This is a genomic window from Microvirga splendida (assembly GCF_016427565.1).
GTDB lineage: Bacteria > Pseudomonadota > Alphaproteobacteria > Rhizobiales > Beijerinckiaceae > Microvirga > Microvirga splendida.
Window position 1 is genome coordinate 1 of record NZ_JAELXT010000016.1, and the last position, 16,105, is coordinate 16,105.

At 66.7% G+C, this 16,105-nt stretch carries 13 protein-coding genes and 1 pseudogene; all 14 read right to left on the minus strand.

Features of this window, described 5'->3' with window-relative positions:
- Positions 1-383: pseudogene (locus tag JAO75_RS24880) on the minus strand (hypothetical protein); the annotation flags it as partial.
- A gap of 230 nt (positions 384-613) precedes the next feature.
- On the minus strand, positions 614-2,290 hold the full coding sequence (gene recN, locus JAO75_RS15095; RefSeq protein WP_199049967.1) for a DNA repair protein RecN: 1,677 nt from the start codon (positions 2,288-2,290) through the stop codon (positions 614-616).
- A gap of 12 nt (positions 2,291-2,302) precedes the next feature.
- On the minus strand, positions 2,303-3,199 hold the full coding sequence (locus JAO75_RS15100; protein WP_425523196.1) for an outer membrane protein assembly factor BamD: 897 nt from the start codon (positions 3,197-3,199) through the stop codon (positions 2,303-2,305).
- A gap of 194 nt (positions 3,200-3,393) precedes the next feature.
- Entirely contained in the window at positions 3,394-4,338 is a 945-nt protein-coding gene (gene lpxC, locus JAO75_RS15105) for a UDP-3-O-acyl-N-acetylglucosamine deacetylase (RefSeq protein WP_199049968.1), read from the minus strand.
- Between the two features lie 396 nt (positions 4,339-4,734).
- On the minus strand, positions 4,735-6,420 hold the full coding sequence (gene ftsZ, locus JAO75_RS15110; RefSeq protein WP_199049969.1) for a cell division protein FtsZ: 1,686 nt from the start codon (positions 6,418-6,420) through the stop codon (positions 4,735-4,737).
- Positions 6,421-6,616: 196 nt separating this feature from the next.
- Positions 6,617-7,939 carry a cell division protein FtsA gene (ftsA, locus tag JAO75_RS15115; protein WP_199049970.1) on the minus strand — a complete coding sequence of 441 codons (1,323 nt, stop codon included), beginning with the start codon at positions 7,937-7,939 and terminating at the stop codon, positions 6,617-6,619.
- Positions 7,936-8,922: a cell division protein FtsQ/DivIB gene (locus JAO75_RS15120; protein WP_199049971.1), complete on the minus strand. Its 987-nt coding sequence runs from the start codon at positions 8,920-8,922 to the stop codon at positions 7,936-7,938. The genes ftsA and JAO75_RS15120 overlap by 4 nt, the downstream gene beginning before the upstream one ends.
- Positions 8,889-9,812 (minus strand): D-alanine--D-alanine ligase, encoded by a 924-nt coding sequence (locus JAO75_RS15125; protein WP_199049972.1) that lies wholly within the window; start codon positions 9,810-9,812, stop codon positions 8,889-8,891. Before JAO75_RS15125 ends, JAO75_RS15120 begins: the two co-directional genes overlap by 34 nt.
- Before the next feature lie 146 nt (positions 9,813-9,958).
- Positions 9,959-10,882: a UDP-N-acetylmuramate dehydrogenase gene (murB, locus tag JAO75_RS15130; protein ID WP_199050051.1), complete on the minus strand. Its 924-nt coding sequence runs from the start codon at positions 10,880-10,882 to the stop codon at positions 9,959-9,961.
- The gene (locus JAO75_RS25480) at positions 10,879-11,115 is read right to left on the minus strand and encodes a phytanoyl-CoA dioxygenase family protein (RefSeq protein WP_199049973.1); all 237 of its coding nucleotides are present in this window, start codon (positions 11,113-11,115) and stop codon (positions 10,879-10,881) included. Before JAO75_RS25480 ends, murB begins: the two co-directional genes overlap by 4 nt.
- Positions 11,039-12,454, minus strand: coding sequence for a UDP-N-acetylmuramate--L-alanine ligase (gene murC / locus JAO75_RS15140; RefSeq protein ID WP_199049974.1), 1,416 nt, complete (start codon positions 12,452-12,454; stop codon positions 11,039-11,041). Before murC ends, JAO75_RS25480 begins: the two co-directional genes overlap by 77 nt.
- The gene (murG, locus tag JAO75_RS15145; RefSeq protein WP_199049975.1) at positions 12,451-13,575 is read right to left on the minus strand and encodes an undecaprenyldiphospho-muramoylpentapeptide beta-N-acetylglucosaminyltransferase; all 1,125 of its coding nucleotides are present in this window, start codon (positions 13,573-13,575) and stop codon (positions 12,451-12,453) included. The genes murC and murG overlap by 4 nt, the downstream gene beginning before the upstream one ends.
- Positions 13,572-14,711, minus strand: coding sequence for an FtsW/RodA/SpoVE family cell cycle protein (locus JAO75_RS15150; RefSeq protein ID WP_199049976.1), 1,140 nt, complete (start codon positions 14,709-14,711; stop codon positions 13,572-13,574). The genes murG and JAO75_RS15150 overlap by 4 nt, the downstream gene beginning before the upstream one ends.
- Positions 14,712-14,713: 2 nt before the next feature.
- Positions 14,714-16,105, minus strand: a complete 1,392-nt coding sequence (gene murD, locus JAO75_RS15155) for a UDP-N-acetylmuramoyl-L-alanine--D-glutamate ligase (protein ID WP_199049977.1) — start codon at positions 16,103-16,105, stop codon at positions 14,714-14,716.

A 16,105-nucleotide genomic window follows, 5' to 3' on the forward strand; every position in this document is an offset into this window, starting at 1 on the left:
ATCGCCTCGACGACGGCGGGATGCTGGCCCATGCCGAGATAGTCGTTGGAGCACCAGACCGTGATCTCGCGCGGCCCCTCCGGGGAGTGCCAGATCGCGCTCGGAAAGCTGCCGGCCATGCGTTCGAGATCGACGAAGGAGCGATAGCGCCGCTCAGTCTTCAGCCGCGCGATGGCGGCATCGAAATAGCCGGTGTAGCTCCTGGGAGCAGGCGCCTTCCAGATCGGCGCGGGCGCGGGCTTGACGACCTTAAGCGACACGGGAGGGCGAGCCAGCAGGGCCGTGGCCGTTTCGCACCTGGTGTTCGATCCATCGGTATCCGTGAGCTTCGCCCAGCAGCGTGGAAACTGCGCATCGCCGTGACAGTGCCTCTCCAGGACCATTGTAGCCTCCCCCGCCCTCTGCTCGCCTCGACCTCAGCCCGAAGTCGTCACCGCTCGATTGTGATTGAGCCGGCAAAGCGTGCAATGTGGACTGAGGTCCGGGGTCCTGGCCGACTTAGGTCCGGCATGGCGCTAGCGCGCACGCGGGACCATGCGGGCGGCGGTGCTCTCATTCAGGAAGAAAGCATCGGATTCGATCCCAAAAGCGGATTCCACTATTGGGTCCGATGCTAGTGCGCCGACGCTTCCAGCAGGCGCGCGGCCGCCGCGCGGGCTTCCTCGGTGATGGTCGCGCCGGCGAGCATGCGGGCGATCTCCTCGCGACGCGGCGTGGCCTCGAGCGGGATGACCCGGGTGGCGACCCGGTCCTTTTCACCGCGCACACCCTCCTTGGCGATGAGGAAGTGGCTCTCGGCCTTGGCGGCCACCTGCGGCGCGTGGGTGACGGCCATCACCTGGACCTTGCGGGCGAGCCGCGCGAGGCGCTGGCCGATGGCATCCGCCACCGCGCCGCCGACGCCGGTGTCGATCTCGTCGAAGACGAGGGTCGGGGCCGAGCCCTTGTCCGCCAGCACCACCTTCAGGGCCAGCATGAAGCGCGAAAGCTCGCCGCCCGACGCCACCTTCATGAGCGGACCCGCGCGGGTGCCGGGATTGGTCTGGGCCCAGAACTCGACGCGCTCGAAGCCGCCCGCGTCGCGGCTCGACTCGTCGGTGGTGATTTCGGTGATGAAGCGCGCCCGCTCGAGCTTGAGCGGCGGCAGCTCGGCATGGACGGCGGCGTCGAGCGACTGGGCGGCCTTCTTGCGGCCGGCGGACAGCGCCTTGGCCGCCTTCAGATAGGCGTCGTCGGCTTCGCTCAGAGCCTTCTCCAGGCCGGCAAGCTTCTCCTCGCCGGCATCGATGGCAGCCACGTCCTCGTCGAAGCGCTGGCGCAGAGCGGCCAGCTCATCGGCGGGCACGTCGTATTTGCGGGCGGCGGCGCGAAGCGCGAACAGCCGCTCCTCGGTCTGCTCCAGTTCGCGCGGGTCGAATTCGGTGGCGCGGATGGCGTCTTCCAGGGCCGCGCGGGCCTCGTCAATGGCGACGAGCGCCGCGTCGAGGGCCTTGACGCTGGGCTCCACCAGCGTGGGCGCCTGGGCGCTGCGGCGCTCCAGCTTGCGCACGGCGGCCGAGAGCTCGTTGACCGGGGAGGCGTTGCCGGCGACCACCTCGTAGGCTTCGTTGAGGTCCGTCGACACCTTCTCGGACTGCATCATGACCACGCGCCGCTCGGCGAGGCTCTCCTCCTCGCCCGCGAGCGGGTTGAGCTTCGTCAGCTCCTCGACCGCGTGGCGCAGGAAATCGGCCTCCTTGCGGGCTTTCGCGATGCGGCTGCGATGATCCTGAAGGGCGGACCGCGCGTCGCGCACCCTCCGTGCAGCCTCGGACACGGCCTGGACCTCGGAGGAGAGGCCGCCGAAGGCATCGAGGATGGCGCGGTGGGAGACGGGATCGACCAGAGCGCGGTCGTCGTGCTGGCCGTGGATCTCGACCAGGGTCGCGCCGATGGCCTTGAGCACCTGGACGCTGACCGGCTGGTCGTTGACGAAAGCGCGGGTGCGCCCGTCGGCCACCTGTACGCGGCGCAGGATCAGGTCGCCGTCGATGTCGATATCCGCATCCGTCGCGATGCGGCGGGCCGGGTGATCCATGGGGCAGTCGAAGACGGCCGTCACCTGGCCCTGGTTCTCGCCATGGCGCACGAGGCTGCCGTCGCCGCGGCCGCCGAGGGCCAGGGCGAAAGCGTCGAGCAGGATCGACTTGCCGGCGCCGGTCTCACCCGTGAGGACGCTCAGGCCCTCATGGAAGTGAAGCTCAAGCCTGTCGATGAGGACGATATCGCGAATCGCCAGCTGGATGAGCATGGAGGGTGAGGCTTAGCCCGTGCGCTGACCGACCTGGGGAACGCCGCGGAAGGCCTTGCTGATCCAGGACTGGGAGTCCTCGCGCGGCTCCACGCCGCCCTTCGTCAGCAGGGCGTGGGCATCCTTGTACCAGGGAGAGTCGGGGAAGTTGTGTCCGAGAACGGCGGCGGCGGTCTGCGCCTCGTTGACGATGCCCATGGCCATGTAGGCCTCGGTGAGGCGCTGGAGCGCCTCTTCCACGTGGCGGGTCGTCTGGTAGCGGGCCACGACATTGCGGAAGCGGTTGATGGCGCCCGCGTAGTTGCGCTTCTGCAGATAGAAGCGGCCGACCTCGAGCTCCTTGCCGGCGAGCTGGTCGCTGGCCACCTGGATCTTCTTGCGGGCGTCGGACACGTATTCGGAGTTCGGATAGCGCTGGATCAGTTCCTGCAGAGCCAGCACGGCACGCTCGGACTTCTCCTGGTCGCGGGTGATGTCCGGGATCTGGTCGTAATACGACGAGGCCAGCAGGTACTGGGCATAGGCCGCATCCGAGGTGTTGGGATAGCTCTGGAGGTAGCGCCGGGAGGCCGTGATGGCCTCGTCATAGAAGCCGCCCTCGTAATTGGCGTAGGCCTCCATGATCAGGCCTTTGCGCGCCCAATCCGTGTAGGGATACTGCTTGTCGAGGCTGCTGAACTTGGTGACCGCCCCGTCGAAATCGCCCTTCTGCACCCGGGCGAGACCGTCGTTGTAGATCTCCTCCGCCGGAGCGTTGCTCACGATTTCGGGCTTGTAGCTCGTGTCCTTCTCGAACGGGTTCAGCGACGAGAGAGATTCGCACCCCGCGAGTCCCAGGCCGCAGACGCCAAGGATCAGGGCGCGGGCGGCCGCGCCTTTCATACCCGAATAAGCCTTCGCGAACGACATGCCTCGCGGTCCTCCAAAAACCGTGCCCGATGTATTTAACGGTGCATCAAGCGTTCTTTAGCTCAAGCCCTGGGCAAGAGCCAAGCCCATAGCACAGGCTTTACCCAATAGGAATTAAGAAAGCCTGCACGAAATCATGCGGCCAATGGGCGCTCGACGCCGATGACGTGGAAGCAGCGCTCCAAAGGAAGGATTCAGTGCACTTCGGGAGCGAAAACGGAAGCGACAGCGCTGCCGATTTCCGCATAGCCCGTCTCGCGGCGCGGCGTGGCGTCGACGATGGCGTAGTTGGAGCGGCTCGAGAACAGGGCTTCCAGCACGGAGAAGTTCATGCGGTGACCGCCGCAATAGGAGCGGTAGGTGCCGAGCAGCGGCAGGCCGGCGAGCGACAGGTCGCCGACGGCGTCGAGGAGCTTGTGCCGGACGAACTCGTCGGCGTAGCGCAGACCCTCGGGGTTCATGATGCCGTCGTCGCCGATGGCCACGGTGTTGTCGAGGGAGGCGCCGAGCGCGAAGCCGGCACTCCAGAGCTTCTCCACGTCGCGCATGAAGCCGAAGGTGCGGGCGCGGGAAATCTCGCGACGGAACACGGAAGGCGACAGGTCGATGACCTTGCGCTGGCGACCGATCACCGGGGTCGGAAAGTCGATCTCCACGTCGAGGCGGAAGGCGCGCTCGTTAGGGAGGAGTTCGGCGAAGGCCCGGCCCTGCGTGACGCGGACGGGCTTGAGAACCTTGATGTAGCGGCGGCTGACGCCCTGAGCCGTGATGCCGACCTGATCGATGGCATCGATGAACGGGGCCGAGCTGCCGTCGAGGATCGGAACCTCCGGCCCGTCGATCTCGACGAGAACGTTGTCGATGCCGAGGCCGGCAAGAGCCGCCATGAGGTGTTCGATGGTGGCGACCGCGCCCGACTCGCGGTCGCCGATGACCGTGCAAAGCTCGGTGGCGGTCACCGCCAGATGTCGAGCGTCGATCAGCCGGTCCAGTCCGCCCGGCAGGCCGGTGCGGAGAAAAGCAATGCCATGGTTCGCTTCAGCCGGATGAAGGATCATCTTCACTTCATCCCCGGAATGAACTCCGGTTCCAATGAGGGTCACGGCGGCGCGAAGCGTGGTCTGCTGGCTTTGCTTCATGAGTCCTGGACCTCAACTACCCTTGTCGCCTCACAGAGCCTGTTTTGCCGGGGAAGGTGCATTGATTGCCTTGTGCTTCCGACCGGCAGGCTTCTTTTGAGTGCTGCCCCTTTTGATGTGCAGGCACCATAGTCCCGCTGTCAGGCTAGGCCAAATCACGCTTTCTTACCGTGTGTTACAAAGGGGATAAGTCACAAGCCTTTGATGTTAATGGTTTTTTAACGAAGAAGGCTCCCAGCCGGTTCGGACTGGGAGCCTTTTGTAACAGCTGTAACAGCGCTGTCGGGCTGGGCATCAAACCTCAAAGTGGATTCCACTTTTAGGAATCATCGATGCCCGTTTCTCTAAAGAGCGCATCGTTCGGAGCGGACCCAGCGGGCCGCACGATGCTCTTGCTTAGTTGGCCTGGCGGCGGAGGAAGGCGGGAATCTCCAGCTGGTCATCCTCCGAAGCGGCCCGCGGAGCCGGAGCCGGCTGGCCCTGCGGCGGGCGCTGCGCCTGGGCCGGCATGGGCCGGCGGGCGTATTCGGCATGAACCGACGACATGGGCTGGCGCGGGGCCTCCTGGCGCGGGTCGACGGGGGCCGGCTGCGCCTCCTCGCGGCGGCCGAAGCCGATGGTCGCGAGACGCTGGATCAGGGAGGGCTTGTGCTCCTGGGCAGGCTCCTCGCCGCGGCTGGCGCGCAGGGCGACCTGACCGGGCATGGGCAGCTCGTCGATGCGCGGCATCCGGGCCGGGCGCATGGCGCGCTCGGCCTGCGGCGGGATGAAGGCGCCCTGCTCGGCGGGCTCTTCGTAGACCGGCACCTGAGGGGCCGGAGCCTCGTAGGCAACCGCCTGCCGCGGCTGGGCCGGGGTGAGCACCACGTCGTCGCGCACGATCGGCTGGGGAGCGGGCTCCACCGGCTGGGCCGCAGCCACGGGCGCCGGAGCCGGCGCCAGAACGGGCGAGCCCTGGGTCAGGATCGAAGCCGCCTTCACCGGTTCGGGCTGGGCGGCGGAGCGAAAGGTCGGCGTGGCCTGGGTGGCGCGGGCGCGGGCCTCGGCCCGCAGGCGCTCGGCGACCTCGGAGATGCGCTGCTCGGTGGCGGTGAGATCGCCGCCGTTCTCCATGATCGCGTGGTCGATGCCGGTCGCCACGACGGAGACGCGGATGATGCCTTCCAGGCTCTCGTCGAAGGTGGCGCCGAGAATGATGTTGGCATCCTGGTCCACTTCCTCGCGGATGCGGGTGGCGGCCTCGTCGAGTTCGTAGAGGGTGAGGTCGTTGCCGCCCGTGATGGAGATCAGCAGGCCGCGCGCGCCCTTCATCGACACGTCGTCGAGGAGCGGGTTCGCGATGGCGGCTTCGGCCGCGCGGATCGCGCGCTTCTCGCCGGAGGCTTCGCCTGTGCCCATCATGGCCTTGCCCATGCCGCGCATGACGGAGCGCACGTCGGCGAAGTCGAGGTTGATGAGGCCTTCCTTCACCATCAGGTCGGTGATGCAGGCAACGCCCGAGTAGAGCACCTGGTCGGCCATGGCGAAGGCGTCCGCGAAGGTCGTCTTCTCGGTGGCGACCCGGAACAGGTTCTGGTTCGGGATCACGATGAGCGTGTCGACGGCCTGCTGCAGCTCGTTGATGCCGGCATCCGCCAGCTTCATGCGGCGCACGCCTTCGAACTGGAACGGCTTCGTCACGACGCCGACCGTCAGGATGCCGAGCTCGCGGGCCGCGCGGGCCACGACCGGGGCAGCGCCCGTGCCGGTGCCGCCGCCCATGCCGGCGGTGATGAACACCATGTGCGAGCCGGCGAGCTGATCGCGGATCTCGTCGATCACCTCTTCGGCGGCCGCGCGGCCGACTTCCGGCTGCGAGCCGGCGCCGAGGCCTTCGGTGACCTGGATGCCCATCTGGATCACGCGCTGGGCCTTGGAGGAGGCTAGCGCCTGCGCGTCGGTGTTCGACACCACGAACTCGACGCCCTCCAGACCGGATTCAATCATGTTGTTCACGGCGTTGCCGCCGGCACCGCCGACGCCGAAAACCGTGATGTGCGGCTTGAGTTCCCGGATGTCCGGAGTTTGCAGATTCATTGCCATGACCTGTGCCTCTTCTGGCCTTTATACCGATAAGCGTTTGGCCGACGCTAACCCTTGTTGACTTGAACTCTTCACGTTGGCCCGCCGCGCCAGCGCGTTACTCACTCGAGTGACTTCCAAGAAACCGGAAGTCACTCTCACTCTCTTCACCGCATTTTCTGTCGCAAAACCGGAACCCACTTTTGCGGAAAATGCTCTAGAAACTGTCCCGAATCCAACGGCCCATTCGCGAGAAATAGCCGTCGGTTCCCGTACTCTGGAACAAGCCGCTGCTCCGCGGCTCGAAATACTCGATATGCGCCACCTGCGGATAAACCAGGAGGCCGACCACCGCCGAAAAGGCAGGGCCCTTTGCCGCTTCGGGCAGGCCCTTGATGCCGAGCGGGCGCCCGACACGTACCTGGCCCTGCAAGATGCGGCGCGCCGTTTCCGGCAGCCCGACGAGCTGGCTTGCGCCGCCCGTCAGCACGACCCGCCGTCCGGCCTGGGCCGCGAAGCCCGCACCTTTCAACCGGTCGCGCACGAGTTCGAGAACTTCCTCGACCCGCGGCTTGATGATGCGGACGAGGTGCGACTTCGGTAGATGGTTCGGAACGTCCCGTTCGTCCTCATCGACCTGCGGCACCGCGATCATGTCCCGGTCGTCCGCGCTCGAAGCGATGGCGGAGCCGTAGAAAGTCTTGAGCCGTTCGGCAGCGGACACGCGGGTCGTGAGACCGCGCGCGATGTCCATGGTCACATGGTGACCGCCGACCGCGATGGCATCGGAGTGAACCAGATGCCCGTTGGAGAAAATGCCGACGCTCGTGGTGCCGCCGCCCATGTCGACGACCGCGCAGCCCATGTCGGCCTCGTCGTCGACGAGAGCGGAAAGGCCCGCTGCGTAAGGGGTGGCGATGACAGCTTCAACACCCAGATGGCAGCGCTCGACCGCCAGCATGAGGTTGCGCGCAGCCGCCGCCTCGGAGGTCACCACATGGAGATCCGCGCCGAGGCGCTCGCCGATCATGCCGGCGGGATCGACGATGTGGTTCTGCGCATCGAGCGAGAAGCCCGTGGGAAGAGCGTGAAGAACAGTGCGGCCGCGACGCAGGTCGTAGCTCGAGGCGGCGTCGAGCACGCGATGCACGTCGCCCTCGCTCACTGCGCCGCGCACGGGAACATGCGCCTCGAAATGCTCGGACGCGAGACGCCCGCCGGTGAGGTTCACGATCACCGACTGGATCTCGACCTTCGCCATCCGCTCGGCGGCATGCACCGCCTGGCGGATCGCGGACTCGGCCGCTTCCAGATCGACGACAACGCCGCCCTTCAGGCCCATGGAGCGCTGATGGCCGATGCCGAGGATGCGCGCCACATGGGTGCGGCTGCGCAGCGACTCGACCTCGTCGGCCGGCTTCAGCTCCGCAACGACGCAGACGACTTTGCTCGTTCCGACATCGAGCACCGAAAGAATGGCGCTCTTGCGTGCGGAGAGTGGCTTCAGGCGTGGCGTCAAACCGTGACCCGAGAGACTCATGTATCGACCCCCTTGCCGCGCATTGGTTTTTTCTTGAGGGCCTCGGCGCGGGCCAAGGCGGCCTCTTCCGTCAAGCGGACGACGACGCGATCCGCCATGCGCAGATCGATCGCCAGCACGTCCTTTTCCAGAATCTTCTGCTCGTGTTCGAGCTTCACGAGACGGGCCAGCGCGTCGGCGGCTCCGATCTCCGGCAGGCGCACGTCCATGCCGTTGTCCATCTTCAGAGTCCAGCGCCGCCCGGCCACGAGCGTGCCGGCGCGGATGCGGCCCTTGAGGGGGCCTGCCGCCTCGACCAGCGCGAGGTAATCCTTGCTGCGGGCGTTGGCGCCCTCGCCCACCACGAAGGGCAGATCGAGGTAGCGCTCGTCCTGCATGAGGTCGATCACCGTGCCGTCGGCGGCAATGACGAAGAGCTCGCCGTTGTTCTGCCAGATGGCATGAGCCTCGCGCTCCGTGAGCGTGATGACGAGTTCGTTCGGATAGAGCTTGCGCACGGTCGCCGACTTGACCATCGGCACGCGCTCAAGGCGCTCGCGCAGGTCGTTCACATCGAGGAAGGCGAGCGACAGCTTGCCGTTGATGCCCGCAGCGGCGAGGACCTCGTTCTCGCCCATCTGCGAGATGCCGGAGATCGTCACCTGTTCTAGGCCGAGGCCCACGGTCCGCGCCAGCGCATGGTGGGGCTCGCCGTGCTGGCGGATGAAACCGTCGATATGTCCGCCCTGCCAGAGGCCATAGCCGATGACGGCCGAGAAGAAGGCCAGCGTCAGGCCGGTTCCGAGGAAGCGCGGAAGACGCTGCTCGATCGGGGCGCCGGCGGAGCGGCGGCGTACGCTGCCGGAGGATCCGAACAGCTTTCTGATTCGGGAGGGCTGCTTGAAGGATGAAGCGGGCCTCCGGCCTCCGGAGGCAGCGCGCGCAACGGCGAATCCGGCCGGGTAGGCCGTCATCGGTTGCAGGTAGCGTCCTCCACCATCCATTGCACAAGCTCGCCAAACGTATAGCCCGCATGGGCTGCCAGTTCTGGCACCAAGCTCGTCTCGGTCATGCCGGGTTGCGTGTTGACTTCAAGAACGACGAGTTCCCCGGTTCCCCCAGGAGTATCGTCGTACCGCAAGTCGGCGCGGCTGATTCCCCGACAGCCGAGCGCTTGATGCGCCGTTAACGCCAACTCTTGGACCTTTTGGTAAATATTCGGTTTAATTTCTGCCGGGAGGACGTGAATGGAGCCCCCCTTCACATATTTCGCATCGTAATCGTAGAAGACCCCTGTGGCGGGCCGGATGTCGATGACCCCAAGGGCCTTGTCGCCCATGACCGCGCAGGTCAGCTCACGGCCCGCAACATAAGATTCCACAAGGACTTGGTCGCCAAACGCCCAGTCCTCGCGGGTCAGTTCCTGGGGCGGATGGGAGCGGTCCTCGCGGACGATGATGACCCCGTAGGACGAGCCTTCGCTGATGGGCTTCACCACGTAGGGGGCCGGCAGGACGTGGCTTTTCGCCGCCTCCAGACGGTTAACGACCATGCCCCTGGGAACCGGCACGCCGGCCGCCGCCATGACAATTTTCGCCTTGTCCTTCTGCATGGCGAGCGCCGAGGCGAGGACGCCGGAATGGGTGTAGGGAATTCTTAAGACCTCCAGGAGCCCCTGGATGGTCCCGTCCTCGCCCACGCGCCCATGGAGCGCATTGAACACCACGTCCGGCGCGACCGCCTGGAGAACGGTGGCGATGTCGGATTGCACGTCGATGGGAGTGACCTTGTAGCCCTGGCTCTCCAGAGCCTTGCAGCAGGCCCGGCCCGACGCCAGGCTGACCTCGCGCTCCGCCGACCAGCCGCCGTAAAGGATGGCAACGTGTTTCGCCATGGGACTCTCCCGTCGTGCGACCCGGCGAGCCGGGATCAAAGAGTGATTCGAATCAGGGCCGGAGCATCGGCCTTAAGAGGGGGCCGGCGCTCCTGCTCTTGGCTGGCGCATCGTTCGGAGCGGAAAACCGGATCCACTTTTCCGCACTATGCGCTGGGCAGCCCGACCCGCTTGATCTCCCATTCCAGCTCCACGCCCGACATCTCGCGGACGCGGCGGCGGACCTCCTCGCCCAGGCCTTCGATATCGGCCGCGGAGGCGGAGCCATGGTTGATCAGGAAATTGCAGTGCATCTCGGACACCTGGGCATCGCCCACGCGCAAGCCCCGGCAGCCTGCGGCATCGACCAGCTCCCAGGCCTTCCGGCCCGGCGGGTTCTTGAAGGTGGAGCCGCCCGTGCGGGTGTTGACCGGCTGGGTCGAGGAGCGCGCCTCGGTGATGGCGTTCATCTCGGCCAGGATCTCTTCCGGATTGCCGGGACGCCCCTCGAACAACGCCTCGGTGAAGATCACGTCGTCCGGCACGGAGGAATGGCGATAGGTGAAGCCCATCTGCACATTGGTGAAGGTCACCGCCTCGCCGGTGCGGGTCACGCCCCTGGCCTCGACGAGCACATCCTTGGTCTCGCCGCCATAGGCGCCGCCGTTCATGCGCAGCGCGCCGCCGATGGTGCCGGGAATGCCGCGCAGGAAGGAGAGCCCCGCGATGCCGGCTTCGGCCGCTGCGCGCGCCACCTTCACGTCGGGGGCGCCCGCGCCGGCGCGCACGCGCAGGTTCGGCTCCACCGACATTTCGGCAAAGCCCTTGCCGAGACGGATCACCACGCCCTCGAACCCGCCGTCGCGGATGAGCAGGTTGGAGCCGAGGCCCACCACGAGCACCGGCACGCTGCGGTCGAGGCGCTGCAGGAAGTAGGCGAGGTCATCCGCGTCCGCCGGCGTGAACAGCACCTGCGCCGGGCCGCCCGTGCGGAACCACGACAGGGGCGCGGTTGGCGCATTCGGCTCCAGCTTGCCGCGCAGTTCCGGCATGCGGGCCTTCAGGTCTGGAACAATATCAGAAAACATCAGCCACCCCGCAGCCCCCATCCTGAGGAGCAGACGCAGTCTGCGTCTCGAAGGACGACTGCGTCTCCAGTGAACACTGGAAGCGGTTTCCTCGTCCTTCGAGACGAGCGCGTTGCGCTCTCCTCAGGATGAGGAAACCTTGTGTCGTGCCACACTTTGTCAAGCGGCCTTCTCGCCGAGGGCCTCGAGCTCGGTCGGAAGAGCGTAGGCCCATTGCGTGATGTTGCCGGCTCCAAGGCAGATCACGTAATCGCCCGGCTTTGCCACGCCCTTGACGAGACCAGCGAGTTCTTCCGACTTGTCCAACGCCATCACGCTGCGATGACCGCGCGCCTTGAGGCCCGACACGAGGCCGTCCCGGTCCATGCCGGGGATCGGCTGCTCGCCCGCCGCGTAGACCGGCGCCACGATGACCGCATCGGCATCGTTAAAGCAGGTGCAGAACTGGTCGAACAGGGACGAGAGGCGCGAATAGCGGTGCGGCTGCACCACGGCGATCACCTGCCCGTCCGTCGAGGCGCGCGCTGCCTTCAGCACCGCGGCAATCTCGATGGGGTGGTGGCCGTAATCGTCGAACACCGTGACGCCGTTCCATTCGCCCGTGCGGGTGAAGCGGCGCTTCACGCCGCCAAAGCCGCCGAGCGCCTTGCGGATCGCATCGGGCGAGACGCCGAGTTCGTGCGCCACCGCGATGGCCGCCGTGGCGTTGAGTGCATTGTGCGCGCCCGGCATCGGCAGCACGAGGTCTTCGAGCTCGAGGCGGAAGCCGGGACGGCGGTCGCGGATCATCACGCGGAAACGGTTCTTGCCGCCGCGGGAATCCACGTCCATCAGGCGCACGTCGGCCTGCGGGTTCTCGCCATAGGTGATGATGCGCCGATCCTCGATGCGGCCCACGAGGTCCTGCACGGTCGGATGGTCGATGCACATCACCGCGAAGCCGTAGAACGGGATCGAGTTGATGAAGGAATGGAAGGCGTCCTTGATCGCGTCGTAGGTGCCGAAATGGTCGAGGTGCTCGGCATCGATGTTGGTCACGATGGCCACGTCCGCCGGGAGCTTTAGGAAGGTGCCGTCGGACTCGTCCGCCTCCACCACCATCCATTGGCCGTCGCCCATACGGGCATTGGTGCCGTAGGCATTGATGATGCCGCCGTTGATGACAGTCGGGTCGAGCCCGCCGGCATCCAGCAGCGTGGCGACCAGCGAGGTCGTGGTGGTCTTGCCGTGGGTGCCGGCCACCGCCACGCAGGACTTGAAGCGCATGAGCTCGGCCAGCATCTCGGCGCGGCGCACCACCGGCAGGCGCTTCTCGCGGGCGACGACCAGTTCCGGGTTGTCGCGCTTGATGGCGGTGGAGACCACGACGATCTCGGCCTCATCCACGTTCTCGGCCTTGTGGCCGATGAAGGTCTTGATGCCTTTGTCGGCGAGGCGCTTCACGTTGTAGTTGTCGGCGGCATCCGAGCCCTGAACCGTGTAGCCCAGGTTGTGCATGACCTCGGCGATGCCCGACATGCCGATGCCGCCGATGCCGATGAAGTGAATGGGTCCGAGCTTCGGCGGCAGTTTCATGGGCTTTTTCCGTTATGATTCGCAGAAATGAGGGAGAGGACGGCCTGAGCAAGCCGCTCCGCCGCATCCGTGATGCTGGCGCTATGTGCGGCGGCGGCGGCCCGGGTCAAGCGGTCAGGCTCTTGAAAAAACGTCCGAATCTCGCTGGCCAGCCGCTCAGGGGTGAAGTCCGATTGCGGGCAAACGATGGCGGCGCCCTGATCCCCGAGGGTCCTGGCGTTGGCCGCCTGGTCCTGATCGAGGGAGCCCGGGAGGGGCACGAGGATCGACGGGCGACCGATCACGGCCAGTTCCGCCACGGTCGAGGCGCCGGAGCGGGAGACCACGAGATGGGCGCTGCCGAGGCGGTGCGGCAGGTCCTTGAAGAAGGGCTCGGCCTCGAACGCCACGCCCAGGCGCTGGTAATGCTCGCGGACGCGCTCCAGATCCTCGCCCCTCGCCTGCTGGGTGACCGCGATGCGGGCCCGAAGTTCCACAGGCAGAAGCTCGATGGCAGGCGGCACCACGTCGCTCATGACCCGGGCGCCCTGGCTGCCGCCGACCACGAGGAGGCGCAGCTTCCCGCCGGCCTCCAGCGGCGCATAGGCCTGCCGGGCCGCCTCCAGCACCGCGGGGCGGATGGGGTTGCCGGTGTGGACCACCTTTCCCGGCACGTTCGCCGGGATGCCCTTGATGTTGGCAAAGCCCGTGGCGATGACGGTGGCGCGGCGGGCGAGCAGGCGGTTGGCCCGCCCCATCACGCCGTTCGCCTCGTGGATCACCGTCGGCACCTTGAGGAGCGAGGCGGCGATCACCGGCGGGACCGTGGGATAGCCCCCGAAACCGACGACCGCGGCGGGCTTGAGCCGGCGGATCACCGATACGGATTGCAGCGTGCCCCGCCCGAGCATGAGCGCGGCCCCGGCCATCTGCGGCACGGAGCGGCCGGAGGGCGTGGCGGAGGGGATCTCGACGATCTCGTCGGCCGGGAACGAGCCCGCATAGGCATTGGCGCGCTTGTCGGTGGCGAGCGCCACCTTCGCGCCGGAGGCTTTGAGGGCATTGGCGAGCGCTTCGGCCGGAAAGAGATGACCGCCGGTGCCGCCGGCGGTCAGGAGAATGAGGGGAGCGTTCATCCTCACATCCGATCCTGGCCGAAATGGTCCATCATCTCGGCGCGCGGGCGCCGCCGCGTGAGTGCGATCAAGAAGCCCATGCCGAGCGCGAGTGAGAGCAGCGACGAGCCGCCATAGGAGATGAAGGGCAGCGTCATGCCCTTAGCCGGCATGAGGTGCACGTTCACCATCATGTTGATGCAGGCCTGCAGGCCGAACATGAAGATAAGCCCGGTGGCGGCAAGGCGGCAGAAGGTGTCCTCGCTGCGGCGGGCGAGCGTCAGGCCGCGCAGCACGATGAAGGCGAAGACCACGAGGAGCGCGAGGCACACGACGATCCCGAACTCCTCTGCCGTGACGGCGAAGATGAAGTCGGTATGCGCGTCGGGCAGGATGCGCTTCACCGAGCCCTCGCCCGGACCGCGCCCGAGCCAGCCGCCGCGGGAGAAGGATTCCATGGCCGTATCGACCTGGAAGGTGTCGCCGGAATCCTTGTCGAGGAAGCGCTCGATGCGCGCCCGCACGTGCGGCAGGAACTGATAGGCCGCGCCGATGCCCAGGAGCCCGGCCCCGCCGAGGCCCATCACCCAGAACCAATGCAGGCCGGCGACGAAGAACAGGCCGCACCACACGATGGTGACGAGCATGGTCTGGCCGAAATCGGGCTGCAGGATGAGCGGGATGATGGTGGCGGGCAGGAGCAGAAAGGCCATGAGCGTGCCGGGCACGTCCTTGCGCCGCGCGCCTTCCGAGAAGGCCCAGGCCGAGAGCACCACGAAGGCGGGCTTCACGAACTCGGAGGGCTGGAGGCCGAGCGGGCCGATCATGATCCAGCGATGGGCGCCCTTGATCTCCGGACCGTACTGGAACGCCAGCAGGATCAGCACCATGCCGGCCGCATAGACGATGAGTGCCAGGCGCCGCAGATGGCGGAGCGACAGGAACGAGACGGTGACGATGATGAACAGGGCCGGGACGAGGAACATCACCTGCCGGTTCACGAAGTGGAAGGTGGAGAGTCCGAGCCGCTCCGCAACCGGTGGTCCGCCCGCCATGAGGAAGACGAGGCCGGCCAGCATGAGGATGGCGAGGCCCGCGAGAAGCGAACGGTCGACCGTCCACCACCAATCGCCGAAAGCCGAGCGTTCCGCGCGTGACACCATGGCTAAGCCCCCTTGGCTTCGATGCCGGGTAATGCCCGGACCAGATCGCGGAAATGGTTTCCGCGTACTTCGTAATTGGGAAATTGGTCGTAGGACGCGCAGGCCGGCGACAGCAGCACGACCGCAGGGGCGCCGAGCGTCTGCGCGTCGGATGCCGCCTGCTCCACCGCCTTGTCGAGGGTGCCGCATTGAGCGTGCGGCACCTCATCGCCGAGCGTCCTGGCAAATTCTTCCGCAGAGGCGCCGATGAGATAGGCCTTGCGGATTTTCGGGAAGTAAGGCTTCAGCGGCTCGATGCCGCCCTCCTTCGCCTTGCCGCCGAGGATCCAGAGAATGTCGTCGAAGGACTTGAGCGCCTTCTCGGTCGAGTCCGCGTTCGTCGCCTTGGAATCGTTGATGAAGAGAGCGGACCCGATGCGGCCAACCTCCTCCATGCGATGCGGCAGGCCGGGGAAGGTGTGAAGGCCGGAGCGTATCTCGTCCGGTGAAACATTCAGCGCCAGTGCAATGGCCACGGCCGCAGCGGCGTTCTGCGCGTTGTGCGCGCCGCGCAGCGAACCGATGCCCGCGACATCCGCCACCGCAGCCGCATCGGCCCCGGTCACGCCGACAAGCGTTTCGCCATCCGCGAAGATGCCCTTCACGTGTAGCGGCTCAACCGACACGCGGGCAACGTTCACGCCGCTAGCTTCGCAGCGCTCGGCGATCGCGCGGCTCATTGGATCGTCAACGCCGATGACGGCGAGGCCCGCCTTCGCCACCAGCCGCTCCTTGATCGCCGCATAGAGCTCCATTGTCCCGTGCCGGTCGATGTGATCGGGCGACAGGTTGAGATGGACGCCGATGGTGGGCGCGAGCGACGGCGCGAGGTCGATCTGGAAGGACGAGCACTCGACGACGTGGATGCGGCTGCCGGACGGCGGCTCCAGCGACAGAATTGCGGTGCCGATATTCCCGCCCATCTGCACGTCGCGGCCGGCCTCGCGCAGGATATGCGCGATGAGCGCCGTCGTGGTGGACTTGCCGTTGGTGCCCGTGATGGCCACGAACGGCGCATTGGGTGCGATCTTGGCCCGCTCGCGGCAGAACAGCTCGATGTCGCCGATGATCTCGACGCCCGCCTCATTCGCCAGCCTCGCCGACCAGTGCGGCTCGGGATGGGTGAGCGGCACGCCGGGCGAGAGGATGAAGGACGAGACCTTTGACCAGTCGATGTTGCGCAGGTCGGCGGTCTCGATGCCTTTGGCGTCAGCTTCCGCCATCTTCGCCGGGTTGTCGTCGCAGGCGATCACCCGCGCCCCGCCCTCCTTCAGGGCAAGCGCAGTCGCCAGCCCCGAGCCGCCGAGGCCGAAGAGAGCAACCGTTTTGCCTGCGAAGGAGGTGACGGGCGTCAT

Excerpts from the sequence above, each read along its gene's own strand:
- recN (WP_199049967.1), bottom strand. The coding sequence starts at position 2,290 with ATGCTCATCCAGCTGGCGATTCGCGATATCGTCCTCATCGACAGGCTT.
- JAO75_RS15100 (WP_425523196.1), bottom strand. The coding sequence starts at position 3,199 with ATGTCGTTCGCGAAGGCTTATTCGGGTATGAAAGGCGCGGCCGCCCGC.
- lpxC (WP_199049968.1), bottom strand. The coding sequence starts at position 4,338 with ATGAAGCAAAGCCAGCAGACCACGCTTCGCGCCGCCGTGACCCTCATT.
- ftsZ (WP_199049969.1), bottom strand. The coding sequence starts at position 6,420 with ATGGCAATGAATCTGCAAACTCCGGACATCCGGGAACTCAAGCCGCAC.
- ftsA (WP_199049970.1), bottom strand. The coding sequence starts at position 7,939 with ATGAGTCTCTCGGGTCACGGTTTGACGCCACGCCTGAAGCCACTCTCC.
- JAO75_RS15120 (WP_199049971.1), bottom strand. The coding sequence starts at position 8,922 with ATGGATGGTGGAGGACGCTACCTGCAACCGATGACGGCCTACCCGGCC.
- JAO75_RS15125 (WP_199049972.1), bottom strand. The coding sequence starts at position 9,812 with ATGGCGAAACACGTTGCCATCCTTTACGGCGGCTGGTCGGCGGAGCGC.
- murC (WP_199049974.1), bottom strand. The coding sequence starts at position 12,454 with ATGAAACTGCCGCCGAAGCTCGGACCCATTCACTTCATCGGCATCGGC.
- JAO75_RS15150 (WP_199049976.1), bottom strand. The coding sequence starts at position 14,711 with ATGGTGTCACGCGCGGAACGCTCGGCTTTCGGCGATTGGTGGTGGACG.
- murD (WP_199049977.1), bottom strand. The coding sequence starts at position 16,105 with ATGACGCCCGTCACCTCCTTCGCAGGCAAAACGGTTGCTCTCTTCGGC.